The organism is Prosthecobacter sp. (assembly GCF_020439865.1).
GTDB lineage: Bacteria > Verrucomicrobiota > Verrucomicrobiia > Verrucomicrobiales > Verrucomicrobiaceae > Prosthecobacter.
In genome coordinates, this window is record NZ_JAGRPF010000095.1 from 35,472 (window position 1) to 54,640 (window position 19,169).

The following is a 19,169-nucleotide window of genomic DNA, read 5'->3' on the forward strand; positions in this document are numbered from 1 at the left end:
CGGTGAGCCGGTGCAGCGCGTGCAGGTCATCTCCGGCAACAATGGTTCTCGTGTCTCCTGGATGGAAAGCATGAAGAGCCGTCACGGCAAACGCATGATGCTGATGCAGGGCACGAACTCATGCGTCAGTCTGCGTCCTGCGGGGGGCGGCGGTTGGAGCACGGTGCTGCAGCCAGGCAAGGAGTATGAACTGAGTGTCTGGGCTTCGAGCGCATCGGCGGGCGCGGCTTCCATCTTGTGGGATCTGGGTGCAAACGCCCAAATCTTCCAAATCATCGCCGGGGCCACTCCGGGCATCTATCAATACTATACGGTGCCTCAGGGTGAAATGAGTGCCACCGGTCCGGGAGAGCAGCAGTGCTGCGGCTACAGCGGGGGAACGGTGTCCTATCCGGCGTTTGGAGCGTCTGACTACAACGGCTGGACGGAATCTTCTGCCAATTCCCTGCAACCTGTCTGGCGTCAGTTTACTTATCGTTTCCGCATTGCGAATGCCGCTACGCAGTCGCAGATCGATACGGCCTCCATCGTGCTTTCCGGCGGCAGCAGCACCAATCCGGTGGCCGCCGACCTCGTGTATCTCTGCCAGGTCAGCCCCTCCGCCACGCTGACCATCGGCAACCTCGTCTGGAACGATGCCAACAAGAACGGCGTGCGTGACACCGGCGCGTTCAGTGAGATCGGTATTGGTAGTGTTGCTGTTGATCTTTTCAGCAGCACAAATGACGTTGCGGGGGATGCCGACGATCTCCTGATCCGTTCCACCACCACGAGTCCCACAGGAGCGTACAGCTTCACCGGACTTGCCGACGGCAAATACGTTGTTCGTATCACGCCGCCTGCGAGTATTCCCGCCACTGGTGGCAATGTGGTCACGCTCGACAATGGCATCAACAACGACAACAACGGTTCGCAGCCCGGTGGTCCGGGCACCTACATCTACAGCCCGGTCATCACGCTCGCGATTGGTTCCGAGGCGATCAACGACGGCGATACGAATCCTGATACCGAGTTGACCATTGACTTCGGTCTCTTCACCGGCATTCAGCTGGGCAATCAACTCTTCATCGACGCCAACAACGATGGCGTCTTCAGCAGCGGCACGGAGAGCGGCGCTGGTTCGGGCATCGCGGTGGAGTTGCTCGACGGTTCGGCGGACACGGTCATCGCCAGCACAACGACGAACAGCTCCGGTGTGTATGGATTCACCGTTTACCAACCCGGTGCGTATCGTGTGCGCATTCCGACAGCTCCCGCGGCCTATCCGCTGGCTTCTGGTGTGGCCGACGGTTCGGACAATGGTGAGGACAATGACAGCAACGCACTTCAGCCAGGGGGCATCGGCACTGCGACAATCAGTCCTGTGATCACACTGACAGCGGCGGGTGAGCCCGGCAGCACGGGCAACTCCAACATCGAGAACACCATCGACTTCGGCTTCCGCGGCTGTCCCGCCATTACCATCAGCCCTGGCACCGTGGCCGTGGCCACACAGTATGCGGCCTACAATCCGCTCACGCTTACCTCCAGCGGTGGAGCAGGTGGCTATGCCTACACGATCAGCAACGGCAGTCTGCCGAGCGGCATGACATTGACCAACGGCGGCATCATCAGCGGCACACCAGGTGCAGCCGCGGCTCCTGGGAACTACACCTTTACCGTTCGCAGCACCGACAGCCAGGGATGTGCTGGCACACAGGTTTACACGATGACGCTCATGAACGCGATCGTGACCGTCACACCGGCCACGCTTCCTGCGGCCACGCAGTATGCGGCCTACACGCAGAATCTGCAGGCTTCAGGCGGCACCTCGCCTTACACCTGGAGCTTCGGCCCTTCGGCCTTGAGTGGCGCCGCCGCGTGGTGGCCCGGTGAGAACGGCGCCGCCGAACTGGTGGCCGGAAACAATGGAGCGCTGATGAATGGTGTGGCATTCACCACCGGACTGGTCGGTCGTGCGTTTAGCTTTGATGGCAGCGACGATTACATGCAGGTGGCGGATCAGTCGGTCATGCGTCCTTCTCAGATTACGCTCGAAGCCTGGGTGCGTCAGGGCGCCGCATCACCTTCCGGTGATCGCGTCTTGATCGCCAAGACTTCAAACATCGGTTCGCCTGCCAACGGTTACGGTCTGACGCAGATCAGTGGAGGAAACACCGTGCGCTTCTGGATCAATGGCACCACCTCCGTTGCCTCCACTTCGGAGTTCGTGGATGCGGCGCTCACGACGAACGCATGGAATCATGTGGTGGCCACCTACGATCTCACGATGTTGCGCATCTACGTGAACGGCGTCCAGATTTCCTCGAAGCCGTTCACCACTGCCATCAATCATGCTTCTCAGCCGCTGGTAATCGGAGGAAGCGCAACCGCAGGCACGGCGTGGACGGGAGCACTGGATGAGCCGGTCATATACAACCGAGCACTCACGGTTGGAGAGGCGCTGGCCCGTTACAACATCACCAACAGCGGCAACAACGGCATGCCTGCGGGGCTGACGCTGGATGCCACGACCGGCGTGCTAAGCGGAACTCCGACGGCGGTTCCTTCGAACTATCCTTTCACCGTTCGTGCGAGCGATCTTTACAGTGGCGTCGGCGTGCGCAGCTACACACTCACCGTTTCGTGTCCTGCGATCGACATCACACCGAAGACGCTTTCGGATGCCACCCAGTATGCCGCTTACACCAATGTCACCCTGAGTGCGGCAGGCGGTACCGCTCCCTATCAGTGGGACATCAGCAGCGGAGCGCTTCCCACCGGCATGAGTTTGAGCAGTGCAGGGGTGATCAGCGGCACTCCGGGTTCTGCCCCAGGATCGTATGCGTTCACGGCGCGTGCGCGTGACGCGAACAACTGTGTGAGCACTCAGGCTCTGAGTGTTCGTGTCGTCTGCCCGCCGATCACTCTCACACCGGCCACGCTGGCGGATGCGCAGCAGTTTGCATCGTACTCTGCCGTGCTGCTGGACGGCACGGGTGGCAGCGCGCCTTACACCTTCAGCATTCAGAGCGGTGCGCTGCCTGCCGGCATGAGCCTGACCAACGCCGGCCTCATCAGCGGCACGCCAACCGCCACACCGGGTGATTATACAGTGGTGATCCGCGGCACGGACAGCGTCGCCTGTTCGGGGACCCGCAGCTACACCGTGCGTGTGACCTGCCCGGTGATCGCGATCAGTCCTTCAACGTTGTCGAATGGTCGTCAATATCAGGCCTACAGCCAGACACTGAGCGCGAGCGGTGGCAATCCTGCCTATACGTGGGCGCTCGAGAGCGGGGCTTTGCCTGCGGGCCTGACGCTTAGCACCACTGGCATCATTAGCGGCACGCCGACAGCGGCTCCCGGAGCCTATTCGTTCCGCGTGAAGGCCACGGACTCGTTTGGTTGCACCGGATCCCGGGACTGCACGATCATCTTCGACTGTCCGCTTATCACTGTCACGCCGACGGTCCTGCCACAGGCCACGACGACGGAAGCCTACAGTCAGCAACTGACTGCCAGCGGTGGAACCACACCCTACACGTGGTCACTTGCATCAGGATCGCTGCCTTCTGGCATCACGCTTTCTTCGGCGGGTGTGATCAGCGGCACCACCACAGCGGTTGGTTCCTTCAACTTCACGGCACAGGTCAGCGACCTGAACGGATGTGTGAAGCAGCAGACGCTGGCTCTTGGTGTGAACTGCGCGGCAATCACGATCACGCCTGCCTCCTTGCCTGCCGCAACGGTTGGCAGCGCCTACTCGCAGCAGCTTGCCACCACAGGCGGCGTGGGCACGAAGACCTGGTCGCGCACGGCCGGATCTTTCCCCACGGGCATGAGCATTTCGCCCTCCGGTCTGATCAGCGGCACACCCACCAGCACTGCGGGTAATTACAGCGTCACCATCCAAGCGATGGATCAGAATAACTGTCCTGGAACGATCAACTACATCCTCGCGCTGGAGTGTCCCACGGTTACGATCACACCGACGACGCCGCCAAATGGCACGGTGGGCGTGGCTTACTCGACCACGCTGTCGGCTTCCGGCGCCACCGGTCCTTACACTTGGAGCCTTCCCGGCGGCAGCATTCCTCCAGGGCTTTCAATGAATCCATCCGGTGTCATCAGCGGCACGCCGACAACACCGGGAAGCTACAACTTCACCGTGGAAGCCCGCGGCGTGTATGCCTGCGTTGGCAGCGCCACCATCCATCTGACGATCGACTGTCCGACTCTCGCACTCAGTCCTGCCAGCATCGCTTCTGGTTATCGTGGAGTGGCCTACAGTCAAACCGTCAGCAGCAGCGGCGGTATCGGACCCTACACTTACTCGTTGGTGGCCGGCAGCCTTCCTTCGGGCGTGACATTGAACACGACGAGTGGTGTCATCAGCGGCACACCGACGGCCACCGGCAGCTACAGCTTTACATTGCGCAGTCAGGACAGCGCCGGTTGCTCCGGCACACGCGATTACATCCTGGTGATCAACGGTCTCTCGCTCGGCAATCTCGTCTGGGACGATCTCGATCAAAGCGGGACGCGTGATGCAGGTGAGCCGGGCATCAGCGGTGTCTCGTTGCAGCTCTTCTCCACAACGGACACGGTGATCGGCAATGGTGATGACGTGTCCCAAGGAACAACGAGCACCGATGGAACAGGTGCGTATGCTTTCACCGGCCTCGCACCGGGGCGCTATTATGTGCGCATCTCCACGCCGCCAGCCGCGGAGCCGCTGTCCTCCGGGCCGCAGGTCACGGCAGACAATGGTGTGGACAATGATAACAACGGCAGCCAGCCGGGCGGGAAGGGGACCACGGTCACCAGCCCGGTCGTGACGCTTGCTGTTGGTCGCGAACCCGGGGATGTCGCCGGTGGCGCGGATGCGGACAACAGCATCGACTTCGCCTTCCGTGCTGTGCCTGCCTCAGTGGCCAATCTGCTCGAGTATGATCTGAACGCCGCCAGCGGTGGTCTGCCTGCGCCTCCGAGCTTCAAGAATCCCTGCATCGTGAACGCGGCCAAGATTCAGATCGAGGACGACATGAACGGCCTGACTGACATCAGTGAGCCGACAAACAACGGACCGATCCGCACCGGTGCGCTCTCCCGCCGCATGCGCGACTGGGACGCGGCCTACGACACCAGTTACGATGTGGCTCCCACAACGCTGTTGAAGCGTCCGGACAGTCTGTGGATCCGCTTCGACATGGATCCGACCTCCAATGGCAACATGGGCAACCTGCTCTTCGATGTGTTCCGCGTCGGCACCACCGCACCGGTGCAGGGCAAGGCCATCCTGTCTTGGAAAGATGGTGGTGTCATTCGCTCGGCGGTGACGAGCACTTTCAATCTTCCTGCCACGGCATCGTGGTATTCTCTCAATCTGACTTGGGACAGCTTCCTCGGTGGTGCGACGGCGCTACCGACTGGAACCGAACTCGCAGGCAAATCCTTCATGATCGAAGTCTATCTTTGGGGCGGAGACGGTGGGGGTTACATCGACATCGACAATATCTTGCTTCAGGGAGCCGCCACCTGCTCCCCTCCGACTTTGTCCATTGGGGATTTTGTTTGGGCCGACAGCAATGGCAACGGCATCAAAAATCCGCGTGAACCCGGATTGCCCAATCTCACAGTGGAACTGCTTAGCCCGGGAGCGGACAATCTGACCAATACCGGCGACGACCAGCCTGTTGCCACGACAACGACGGATGCGAACGGCTACTACCTCTTCGCCGGTCTGCCGGCAGGCAAATACTTCGTGCGTATTCCGACGCCTGACCCGCTTTGGCCGGTTGCCTCTCCCGGGGTGAATTTGGACAATGGTGTGGACAATGACAGCAACGGCGTCCAGCCCGGCGGTTCGGGAACGGCGGTATCCAGTCCGGTGATCGATCTAGCGCTGAACAAAGAACCTGGGAATCTCGCTAGCGGCGGCAATCAGGAGATGACGGTGGACTTCGGTTTCAGCGCCGCGCTGAGCCTTGGCAATTTTGTCTTCTCCGATGCCAACAACAATGGGGTGGTCGATTCCGGTGAAACGGGTGTGTCAGGTGCGAAGATGGAACTGTTCTCTTCCACCGACTCCACGGTGAACAATGGTGATGACGTCAAGGTGGGCGCGACGTTCACCACAGGTGCGGATGGTCTGTACAGCTTTACCGGACTCAGCGCGGGCAAGTATTATGTGAAGCTCACGCCGCCGATCACGCATCCACGCCGCAGCAGCATCAGCAGCAATGCCGACAACGGCATCGACAACGACAGCAACGGCGTGACCCAGTCCTCGTCCGGAGCTCCAATCTATTCGCCGATGATCACGCTCTCAGCGCTCACCGAACCGGGCAATCTGCTTGCTCCGTTCGGCGGCAACAGCGACAACACGATCGACTTTGGTCTGCGCCCCACCTTCTGCAGCATCGGCAACCTCGTGTATAAGGACGGCAACAACAATGGTGTCTATGATTCCGGTGAGGGCGTCGGTGGCGTGCGCGTGGAACTGCTCGACAGTTCGGGTGTCTTCGTGGCCAGCACGACCACCAGCACCGGCAGCAGCACGCGTGGCCGCTACCTGTTCACCAAAGTGATCCCCGGATCTTACTATGTGCGCATTCCTGCTTCGGAATTCGCGTCCGGCAAGGCCTTGGTGAACACCGTATCCATTTATCCTGCGTCACCGACTGACAGCGGCATCGATGACAACATCGTGGGCAACGATGATGGCATCGACAACGCCCAGCCGTCCGTCAATGGCATCAGCAGCGCGCTAATCACTCTCTCGGACAACGGGGAACCCACCAACAGCGCGGGTGAGAGCGGCGCATTCAACACTCTTGACGACGCCGATGATGCGAACGGTGACATGACGATCGACTTCGGCTTCAAATCCTCCGGACCGTCCGCGACAGGGTGCTATCACTACCAGTTGGCTGATGCGAACCGTGACGGAGTTCTCGACATGATTGCGGACTGGACACCGGACCAGGCCTACGACTTCAACTACACACCCGGCATCGCGCATCTAGACAACCTGGACATGATCTATGATGCCGCCCTGACGCGGCTCTCGCTGGATCTCACTCTGAACCAGATTGGCGCCGCAAAAGTGGACGCTCTTTGGTTCCTTGTCAGCACCGGCTCGAATCCGGCCACGGCGGATCATGCGGTGGTCTATGTGGACGGGCTGACGCGTTCCAGTCCCAACGTCACCATCTATCGCTACGACCCGGCGCTTGGCTATCAAAGCTGGCAGACCGCGGCGAACCTGCTCGTCAGCAGCATCGACGGCAGCACCACCGCTTCGGACATTCTGCTCAAGAAGGTGACCGAAACGGGCAGCAGTGTGCGCTTCCAGTTGGTGATCGATGCCAGCCGGGTGAACAATGCGACGAACTGGTCCGCCATCGGTGTGGACGGCGCCACCTGGGAAGGTCTTGAGACTGGGGGAAGCACAGGTGTCGTCCTGCGTCTGGTGGATCTTACCAGCGGTCCCACCTACGATGCCAACGGCGCTCTGACCTCCTTCAGCTACACACCGGACAACACGACCGAGCAGGCGTTTGAAACCGACGCGGCCGGAGTCTTCACGATCGCCACTGAACCTTGCTCGATTTCGCCGTGGGTCAGCCTTGGCAACCTCGTGTGGAATGATGCCAACAACAACGGTCAGAGAGATACGGGCGAACTTGGCATCAGCGGTGCCACCGTGCAGCTGTTCAGTCCAGGGGCGGACAATCTGATCGGCGGTTCCGGAGCAGATGCGGATTCGCAGGTTGGCGCCAGCATTGTGACAAGCAGCACAGGCGGCTATGCCTTCGCCAACCTGGTGCCCGGCAAATACTATGTGCGTGTCACTCCGCCCGTGAGCATCCCCGGGGCTGGCGGCGTCGTGGTAACCTTGGACAATGACGTGGACAATGATAACAACGGCAGCCAGCCAGCAGGCCCCGGTTCGTTCGTTTACAGCCCCGTGATCGATCTGGCCGTGGGTGCCGAGCCGGCCACCGCTGTGGATGGAGACGGCACCAATGGCAACAACACCATCGATATCGGTCTCTTTACAGGCATCACGGTGGGTGACCTTGTCTGGAATGACTCGAACAACAACGGTCTGAAGGAAAGCACCGAGGCGGGCGTCAGCGGTGTGCAGGTCGATCTGATGAGCCCGGGTGCGGACAACGCCGTTGGTGGAACGGGTTCGAATGCCGACACGGTGATTCAGACGACATCCACCCTCAGCAGCGGTGCCTACAGCTTCAAAGTTTACACTTCAGGGAACTACTATGTCCGCCTGACTCCTCCTGCCTCTTACTCACTCGCTAGCAGCGCTGTGGTCACCGCCGACAATGGAGTGAATAATGACAACAACGGCTCCCAACCAGGCGGAGCCGGTTCGTTCGTTAACAGCATGGTGTTCCAGCTCACCGCTGGTGGCGAGCCCGGCAGCAGTGGTGTGACCAACAACGAAAACACCATCGACTTTGGTCTGCACTCCTGTCCCTCCATCTCCATCACACCGACCGCGCTGGCGGATGCGATGAAGGGCACCAGCTACAGCAACACATTTGGCGCTGCAGGTGGCAATTCGCCTTACACATGGAGCATCTCGAGCGGAACGCTTCCAACCGGGCTGTCTCTATCCACCAGCGGGGCCATGACAGGAACGATCACCGCTGCACCCGCGACCTATAACTTCACCGTTCGTGTGGTGGACTCGGCGGGCTGTGCCGCCACACAACCCACGAGCCTGCGTGTCGTGTGTCCTGTTCTGACGATGTCACCGACCAGTCTGGCGCCTCTGGCGCAGAATTCGGTCTTCAGTCAGCAGTTCTCCGCCAGCGGCGGTGCTTCGCCTTACACCTACTCGCGTGCCTCTGGCACCATCCCGCTGGGATTGTCCCTCTCCTCGGGTGGACTCTTGTCAGGCACCGTCACCGGGGCGCCGGGAAGCTACACCTTCGTCATTCGCGCCACCGACGCGAACGGCTGCGTGGTGGACTCGTCAATCACATGGACAATTACCTGTCCAACGATTTCGATCTCACCTTCGGCTCTTCCTGCCGCGACGCAGTATGCGTCTTACCCGGCGCAAACACTGACCGCCAGCAATGGCACGGCTCCTTATGCCTGGAGCTTCACCGGCACGCTGCCAGCGGGAATGTCTTTGAGCTCGGGTGGCATTCTGAGTGGTACTCCTTCCAGCGCGCCGGGCACTTACAACATCACCGTAACGGCCACGGACGCGAACGGCTGCGCACGTTCCTCCGTTTACGCCGTTGTGGTGAACTGTCCTTCGATCGCGATCAGCGCGCCGACCTTCCCGAACGGCACCAAGAGCGTCGAGTATCCGAACCAGCAGATCACGGCATCCGGCGGCACTGCACCTTATTCGTGGAGCATCGCTTCCGGCGCGCTGCCGGCCGGTTTGTCGTTGAGCAGTTCGGGTCTGATCTCCGGTACACCTTCGGCGACACCGGGCACCTACTCCTTCACTGTGCGCGCAACGGACGGTGTGAACTGCGCCTCCACGCGTGCGCTGCAAATCGTCATCGCCTGTCCGACGATGTCCATAGGCCCCGTGCCGCTTCCATCGGGAGTGCAGTATGCTTCCTACAGTCAGACACTGGTCGCTGGTGGTGGCACCGCGCCATACACCTGGACGCTCGCCTCGGGCGTGCTGCCAACAGGCTTGACGCTTTCCAGCGGAGGCGTCCTTAGCGGCACTCCCACCAGCCTCGGCAGCAGCACCTTCACCGTGCGTGCGACAGATGCGGAGAATTGCGCAGTCACCCAGGCATACACCTTCACGGTGGACTATCCGCCGATCACGATCCTGCCGCCGACGTTGCAGGACGCCACCCGGTTGGTTCCTTACTTCCAGCAGATTACCGCTTCAGGCGGCACTTCGCCCTACACCTTCAGCAAGCTGACAGGCAACCTGCCCTCCGGCTTCAGCATTTCCTCGTCCGGCGTCATTTCCGGCACCACATCGGCCGCTCCGGGAACCTACTCCTTCACGGTTCAGGCGCTGGATGCGAACAATGCTCCGGGAACGCAACCCTACACGATCACCGTTCTCTGCCCCGACTTCATTATCTCTCCGTCGACTCTGACCAACGGCATTGTTGGGACATCGTACTCGGCTTCGTTGAATGCCACGGGTGGCAGCGCTCCTTATGTTTGGAGCGTGGTCAGTGGCACACTTCCTCCGGGACTTTCGCTGAGCTCCACCGGCCTGATTTCCGGAACTCCGACTCAGGCGACGACGGCGTCCTTCACTGTGGAGGCGCGGGATGCGTTCAATTGCGTCAAGACCAAGCTTTATACCTTGGCTGTGAACTGTCCGTCCATCAACATCACGCCGTCCAGTCTTCCCAGCGCCTACTATGCCACGGCTTACAGCCGGCAGCTTAGCGCGACCGGCGGCACCGGACCTTACACTTGGAGCGTGATTGCAGGTTCGCCTCCGGCCGGCATCACCATGTCGTCCAGTGGTCTCATCTCCGGCACACCACAGGTGTACGGCACCGCCAGCTTTACGGTGCGCACCACAGATGCCAACAACTGCTCGTCCACGCAGTCCTACTCGCTTCTGGTGAAAGGCCTAAGCCTCGGCGATGTCGTCTATGAAGACACCAACTTCAACGGTCTGCGTGACAACGGCGAGCCGGGCATCAAAGACGTCACGGTGGAACTCTGGGATCCGGGTGCCGACCACGCCATTGGCGGCAGCGGTCCTGACAGCGATCTCATGCTCACCAGCACCATCACGGGGGCTCTGGGCCAGTATCATTTCGACAATCTGCAGCCGGGAACCTTCTTCCTGCGTGTGCTGATGCCCACTGTGTTGAACATCCCCGGCGGCAATCCGGTGAATCTCGACAACGGCGTCGACAACGACAACAACTCGGCCTCACAACCCGGCGGTGCTGGCAACCCCGTCTTCTCGCCTGTCATCACGCTCACCACCGGCGGAGAGCCCACGGCTGATGACGGAGACCCGGACACCGACTACACCATCGACTTCGGCATCTTCCGCGGCATGAACGTCGGCAACCTGGTCTGGCAGGACACGAATGACAATGGCATCCGTGACAACGGTGAATCTGGCATCGGTGGCGTTGCGATGGAGATCTGGTTCGTTGGCGCGGACGGCTTCATTGGTGGCACAGATGACGTTTTGTTGAAGACCACCACCACAGATGCGGACGGCGCGTATCTTTTCACCGCCTTGCCGCCGTTGAAGGTCTATGTGCGCATTCCAACACCGCCGGCGTCACAGCCGTTGTCCAGCAGTGTCACCGCGTTTTCCGACAACGGCGTGGACAACGATGACAACGGACACCAGGTGAACGGCGGTGCGGTTTACAGTCCGGTGATCACACTCACTGCGGCCGACGAGCCCGGAACCGGTGGCGGCACCTATGATGAAACTACGATCGACTTCGGCTTCCTCAATGTGACGCCGACGGTGTACGTGTCCGCCACACAGGCTGACGACATTCAAGCGTTTGACGCCAGCAGCGGCTTGTACAAAGGCTCGCTCGTCTCCGGCTTTGGCAACAGCCGCAGCCAAGGCAACGCGGACTACGGTGACGTGCCATACGCCATGGAACTCGGTCAGGACGGCAACTGGTATGTCGCCCACTACGGTGCGAGCAACCTCCGCAAGATCAGCCCCGCTGGAACTGATCTCGGCCCAGTGCTCGACAACTCCACGGCAAGCGTGAGTCTGATCGCCCAGTTTGCGATCGGTCCGGATGGCAACTTCTATGTCGCCGATGTCAACGGTGGCCGCATTGTCCGCTTCCAGGGACCGTCGGGAACAACGCCGGGGGCGCCGATCGGCACCGCACCATATACTTTCATCACGCAGTCTGGTGTGGAGGACATCAACTTTGGACCGGATGGCAATTTGTACCTTGTGATTCAGACCAACAACGAGCGCGAGGTTCGCCGTTACAGCACCACCACGGGTGACCTGCTCAATTCCATCGTCACCGACACACAGTTGGTGGACATGGTGCCTGGCGGACAGTCCATCGCTCTCATCTCCGGCATCGACATCGAAGGCAACACGCTCTACGGCTTGAACCGAAGTGACGGTGAGGTGTTCAGTCTCGATCTGAGCACTCCGACCTCTCCGGGACTGCCGCAGCTCATCGCCACGCTTTCCAGCGCGGGGAAAGGTGCGGTGGATACACGTGACGTCGAGTTCAATCCGGCAAACAACCATCTCTACATCGCCGGTTATCACTGGGGCAAGCCGGTCAACGCAGGCACTTATACCAGCGGATCTCTGCTTAGCATTGATGTTGCTGGTGCGCCGAACGGGACGGTCAGCGTGTTCGAAGTTCCTATTCCTCGCCCGCCGGGACCGAACAACGAAATCTGGGCGGGACCGCGCGACCTTGCCATCGGACGCCCGTTTGCTCCGCAGCCAGACTCGGTCTCCATCGGTTCCCTTGTCTGGAACGATCTTGATGCGGATGGAGTTCAGGACGCCAATGAAAACGGCATTGCCAGCGTGCGCGTTGAACTTTGGCGGGATATGAATGGTGATTCGGCGGATGGTGCCGAAGTTCTCGTCGGCTGGACCTACACCGACAGCAACGGCCATTACTACTTCTCCGGTGAGGCGCCGGGCGTGTATCAGGTGGTGATCCCTGAATCCAACTTTGTGGACGGCCTGCCGCTCGCCGGCAGCGGCTATAGCAGCCCCATTTCCTCCATCGTGGACGATCAGGTCGACGGTGACGACAGCGGGCGTCAGCCCGGTGGTCCCAAAACGTTGGTGAAGAGTCCGCTCATCACGCTCACTCCTGGAGACGAACCCGTCGGCAACGGCACCACGGGCGCCGAGCATTCCCGTGGAGGCGAACTCGACAACTACACCATCGACGCCAATGGGGACATGACTGTGGACTTCGGCTTCGTCGAGCCCGGCATCATGGGCATCGGCAACCTGGTGTTCGTGGATGCCAACGGCAACAACCGCTTCGATGTGGGTGAAGGCAGGGATGATGCGGTGGTCGAACTCTATCGCTGGGGCGACACACCCGGAGTAACCCAACCGGTCGCCACCACGGTCACTGCTAACGGTGGTCTGTTCCTTTTCAGCAACCTGTGGCAGGGCCAGTACTTCATCCATCTGCCCGCGCTGCAGTTTGAGTCCTCCGGCAGCCTGCGCGGTCTCTTCAGCCTCCCTGGTTTCTCCGTGGGTGATGATGACACCGGTGAGGACTCCCTCGATACGGACACACCGTGGGTCACCGGCGTCAGCAGCGGTTTGATCAATCTGGTGCGCGATGAGGCCCCGACCGACGACACGATCGAAACCGGTTTCGACTCCGCAACCGACCTCGATGATTTCAACATCAACCTCACGGTGGACATCGGGCTGTTCCGTCCGGTGGCGCTTGGAAATCTGATCTTCGCCGATGACAACTCCAGCGGACACTATGAAACCGGGGAAGGCCTGCCAGGCGTCCGGTTGGAGCTCTACACGGACACCCAGTTCCCTGGTGTGGACGATCCGCTCGCGTTCACCACCAGCGATGCCGATGGACGTTACGGCTTCGATTTCCTGCGTCCCGGCAACTACATCGTTCACATTCCTGCTTCACAGTTCATGTCCGAAGGTCCGCTGTATCAGCGCATCAGCATTCTCGAAGGTCTGGTGGGTGATGACGACGTGGGTGAAGACGGTGTGAACAATGGCGATCCTGCCGTCAATGGTGTCTCCTCTCTCGTAATCAGCCTCTATCCCGGCAATGCGCCGACGGATGACAGCGGTGAAACCGGTTTTGAGCACACTTCGGACAACCAAATCGATGCCGCTGTCGATCTGACCATCGACTTTGGATTCCAGACTCCGGTTGGCGTCGGCAATCTTGTGTATGTCGACAACAACGAGAATGGCTTCGCTGATGTGGGTGAAGGTGTGGATGGTGTCACGGTTGAGCTTTATCGCGGCAATCAGACCCCGGGCTACGGAGTGCCGCTGTTCTCCCAGATCACCAGCAACGGAGGAAAATACTTCTTCGATTCTCTCCCCGCAGGCGACTACATCGTGCATATTCCGTATTTCGAGTTCGAGCCGGGGCATCCGCTCAACGGCCTGTCGTCCTCCGCAGGTGTCAGCAATGTCACCAGTCCCGTGGATGACGACACTCCCGACAATGAAAACGGAATCGATGATCCCACTCCGTTCCTTAACGGCATCAGCAGTTCGGTCATCACTCTGGGAGTGAATACGGAGCCCACCGATGCGGGTGGTGAAAGCGGTGCCTTCAATGACATCGATTCGTTCGACGACGACAATTTCAATCTCACCATCGACTTTGGGTTTGCTCCTTCGAATCCGAACGGAGTTGGAGTGGGCAATCTGGTCTTCGTCGACCTCAACGGCAATGGCGTCTTCGATGCAGGCGAGGGTATCGACGGAGTCAAAGTGCAGCTTTTCAGTGCAGCAGCGGATCCTCTCACCGCCACGCCGCTTTCCACCGTCATCACCAGCAACGGCGGAAGCTATCTGTTCAGCAATCTGGTCGAGGGCGACTACAAGGTTTTCATTCCGCCGTCCGAATTCGCCGCGGGCAAGCCGCTCTCTGGCTGGCGTTCGCTGCCGGGTGACGGCGGTGACAACGGCATTGACGATAATCAGGATGAGAACGGCGTTGATGTCGCTGATCCGTCCGTCTCGGGCATCGGTTCGGTGGCCTTCCATCTGGCACCCGACGAAGAGCCCATCAACTCCTTGGGTGAGTTCGGTTATAACGCGTTCGTTGACGATGTGAACGACGACAACACCGACCTGACCATCGACTTCGGCTTTTTCCGGTCCGTCGCCGTAGGCAACCTGGTGTTCATTGACGCAAACTACAACGGTCGTGCCGATGCGGGCGAAGGAGCCAGCGATGTGACGCTCGAGCTTTATGTTGAAGGAGCGGTGGTGCCGTTTGATGCGCCTGTGGCCACCACCACCACCGGATCGGATGGTTCTTATCTATTCTCAGATCTCACGCCGGGACGGTATTTCGTGCGTGTTCCCGCATGGCAGTTCGACTTTGGTGGTACACTGTACAATCAGGCGAGTGTCTATGGCACGCAGGCCGAAGACGACAACGTGGGCGAGGACGGCATCGACGATGGCAACCCGTCGTTGAACGGCATCCAAACCGCAGTGTTTGAACTGGACGCCGCCAACGCACCGACAGGCAGCCAGGAGCCGGGCTTCCAGGGCTCCAGTGATGATCTCGAGGATGCCGCGACCAACCTGACCATCGACCTCGGCTTTGTGCCGCGTGTCGCCGTCGGTAACCTGATCTTCTCCGATGACAACAACGATGGCATCTTTGATCCGAACATCGAATACGGCATCGACGGCGTCACCGTGGAGTTGTGGTCGAACCAGACGGGAGCCACTTCAGCAATTGCCAGCACCACGACCTATGGCGGCGGCATCTACAACTTCAACGTGGCTCCCGGCAGCTACTACGTCCGTGTGCCCGCCTCCAATTTTGCTGAAGGCGGTTCCCTGGCGGCCTTGGTGCCGTCGAAACCTGCCGGTTCTGGAGAGATCACATCCACCGCTGGTGATGATGATGTCGGCCAGGATGGTTATACGACGGGGGCCGCACCGATTGACGGTGTCCGCACGCCGCTCTTCACCGTTCTGCCCGGCATGGCGCCGAGCTTCGATGATACCGAGACCGGTTTCCTCTCGGAATCTGACGACTTTGACGAACTGAATGTCGATCTCACTGTCGATCTCGGCTTCTCGCCGAAGCCGCTGAGCGTGGGCAACCTCGTCTTCCGCGACTTGAACGGGAACGGCGTCTACGATGGTTCGGACTTCGGCATGGCCGGGGTTAAAGTGCGCCTTTACAGAATCGGCGATGATCCGGCTGACGGCGGTACAACACCTGTGATGGAAACCACCACGGACATCGATGGCACTTACCTGCTGAGGGCGTATCAGGCGGGGCAGTACTTCGTGCACATTCCAGCATCAGAATTTGGTTCGGGGGCCGCTCTGGCAGGCACGAGTTCCTCCCCTGGTTTCGGCAATGATGATGGCACGGACGATGATGCCAACGAAGACGGCCTGGATGCCGCCTCGCCCGCCTCCACTGGGGTAAGTTCGATCCTCTTTGAACTCGACTATGGTGTTGAACCGCTGGATGGCTCCGGCGAGAGCGGATTCCTTGCCGCTAGGGATGCCTACAACGACGATGACACGGATCTCACCATCGACTTCGGCTTTACCGGTGGCGTGCTGCCGGACCTGATGAGCATCGGCAATCTCGTTTTCGTTGACGCAAACAATAATGGTGTTGCCGATATCGGCGAGGGCGTATCTGGAGTCTGGATGCTGCTTTATGCCGGCTCCGGAACGGCGGGGTCTTCGAGTTCCATTCGCAGCACGTACACGGATGCCGACGGTCGCTATATGTTTGCCAACCTCAGCCCGGGCACCTACACGGTTCACGTCGCGGCGGACAACTTCAAAGGATCTGTCAGCATCAATGGTGGACCTGTGGGGCCCGGTCCTCTGTTCCGCAAGATTTCGCTGCGCGGCCATCAGACCACCGTAGGGGATGACAACCTTGGTGAAGACGGCATTGATACCCAGAATCCCGAGCAGGTTGGCATCACCGCACCGCCGGTCACGCTGACCACCAACGCAGCGCCTGCAGGAGCTCTGGAAGGCGGCTTCCAGGGTGCGTCCGACGATGCCACCGACAACCGCGCCGATCTCACCATTGACTTCGGCTTCGCCACGCGTCTTGGCGTGGGCAATCTCGTGTTCCGCGATGCGAATGCAGATGGTAAGTTCCAGTCCGGCGTCGACAGTGGCATCGCGGGAATTCAGCTGGAACTCGTTTACATCAATGGCAGCACAAGCCAGGAAAGCGTGGTCGGTGTGGCGACCACCAATGCCAACGGCGCCTACATTCTGTATGGCCCGCCCGCCATCGCGCCGGACGCCTACAAGGTGCGCATCCCAGCCTCTCAATTCACCGCCGCCAGCCCATTGAGTTTCCTCGTCCCGAGTGTGCTCAGCACCAGCGGCAATGATGACAACTTGAATCAGAACGCGCAGCCCGCCACCAATCCTGAAACGACGGGAGTGTTCACCGCCAGCTTCCCGCTGACCGAAGGATCCGCGCCCATCGATGCCGATGGTCGCGAAGCCGGTTATGACAAGACGGCTGACAACGCCGACGATGCCAACAACGACCTCACCATCGACTTTGGCCTCAAACCGAAAGCCATCATGGTTGGAAACCTGGTCTTCCGCGACGTGAACGCGAATGGCACCTTCGAAGCTGGCATCGATCTTCCGATGCCGAATGTGACGGTGCGTCTGTTCCAGCAGGCTCAGGCGGTCACCGACACTCCGGTGTCAGAGGCAGTCACGGCCGCGAACGGAACCTACATGCTCTATGCCCAGTCGGCCGCTGCCTACTACGTACACATCCCTGCCGCCATGTTCGGCGTCGGTGCGCCTCTTGATGGCATGCAGTCGGTGGCAGGAAGCGGCAACGTCTTGACCACGAGCAACGCAGACACGGACAAGGATGACCGCTTCGACGAAAATGGCACCGACAGTGCCACGCCTGGCACGACCGGGATTTCATCAGGCATCATCAACCTGGCCTACGGCAGCATGCCGCTGAACAGCACCCCGACGGCGAACTCGGGTGAAAATGGCTTCGAATCCTTCATGGATGATGCGGCCGACTCCTCCGGCATGATGACGATCGACTTCGGCTTCGAAGTACCCTCCGGCCAGGCCGCCTCCGTGCATTTGCAACGCAGTCTTGCCGGCAACGACAGCACAACGTCTTCGGCGCCTGCCACATTCACTTCCTGGCAGTCGCTGAACGGCCTGAATGGACTGGACAACCCGGATGATGATCCGGATGTGGATGGTCTGACCAACCTCATGGAGTACGCTCTCGGTACATCGCCGACCGACGGTCTCGGTGTCGCTCGCTTCGGGCTGGAAAACAACGTGACCACCGGCTCCGTTGACGCACTGGTCACACGTCCGGCGGGTGAGCACCGCGATCTGCGCTACATCCTCGAAGGCAGCAGCGATCTCGTCACCTGGGTTGCTGTGGGCATCACGCCGGTTGTCAAGGTCAACGCTGACCAGAGTGAAACGCTGCACTTCAGCCAGGTCGAATCCGCCTTCGATGGAGCTGCTCGCGGCTTCCTTCGTCTCAAGGTCGCGCTGGATGCCGATCTTGATGGCACCCCCGAAGCTAATGCCTTCTCCGCTGTTCAGGGCTGGTCGCGCAGGCAATTCCCTGTGGGGCGCCAGACATTGTCCATGCCCTTGCTGCCGCCTGCTGTTTACGCGGGCCAGGTCGTGTCGGTCCATGGACGCAACATCACCATCAACACCAATGGCGTAGATATACGCACGCAGTTGGTGAACGGCGTGAGCTACTACGTCGAGGTGATCGATGGTGTTCTAGCCGGCCGCACCTTTGACATCGACACCGCCGCATCGTCAGGCAGCACGCTGGTTCTTAGCGCAGGAGCAGACTCACGTTTGGCTGCCGCACGGATTCGCATTCATCCGCATCGGACGCTTGGAGCGCTTCTTCCTGTCACAAGCTTGCAGGCCGCTACCAAGGCGGACGAGGCTGATCGCGTCCTGTTCTTTGACAGCGCGACCGGCCAGTTCCAGATCAACTGGGTGAATGCCACGAACGGCGCCGCTCAATGGGTGCGTGACGGATCGCTTGCGGATGACTCCGCGCGCATCATCCCGCCACAGACAGGCATGCTTGTACAGATCCGCAGCACGCCGGCCACGTTCACGTCCCTCGGAGAAGTCCGCAGTGCTCCGTTCGCCCTGCCGCAGACTGCTGGCACGCATCTCCTCGGCACGGGCGTTGCCCTGCCGCAGGCCCCAGGCGCACAGCCTTTCACCGCCGGTTCACGTCTCCGTCTCTGGAATGGTGACACAGATCCTGCATCCGCCTCCTATCAGAACTTCCTGCTCAATGATCAATCTCAGTGGATCGACGAAGCCACAGGCCTCGAGGTCACCACTCAGCCGCTGCTCGAGTCCTTCCGCGCCTTCTTTCTGGTGAAACCTTGAGGTCGGATGCAGTGAATTTTGCCGAAGCGTGATTTTTTGCGTTTTGTGTTTTGGCAATCCC

The 19,169-nt window shown here is 60.1% G+C and carries 1 protein-coding gene (only partly in view); it reads left to right on the plus strand.

Annotated elements, in window-relative coordinates; translation table 11 throughout:
- Positions 1–19,108 carry the 3' portion of an SdrD B-like domain-containing protein gene (locus tag KDL09_RS10255; RefSeq protein WP_294384483.1) on the plus strand. 14,873 nt of this gene lie to the left of the window's left edge, so only the last 19,108 of its 33,981 coding nucleotides appear in the window; the start codon falls outside the window, past its left edge; it ends in the stop codon at positions 19,106–19,108.
- Positions 19,109–19,169: the final 61 nt, after the last annotated feature.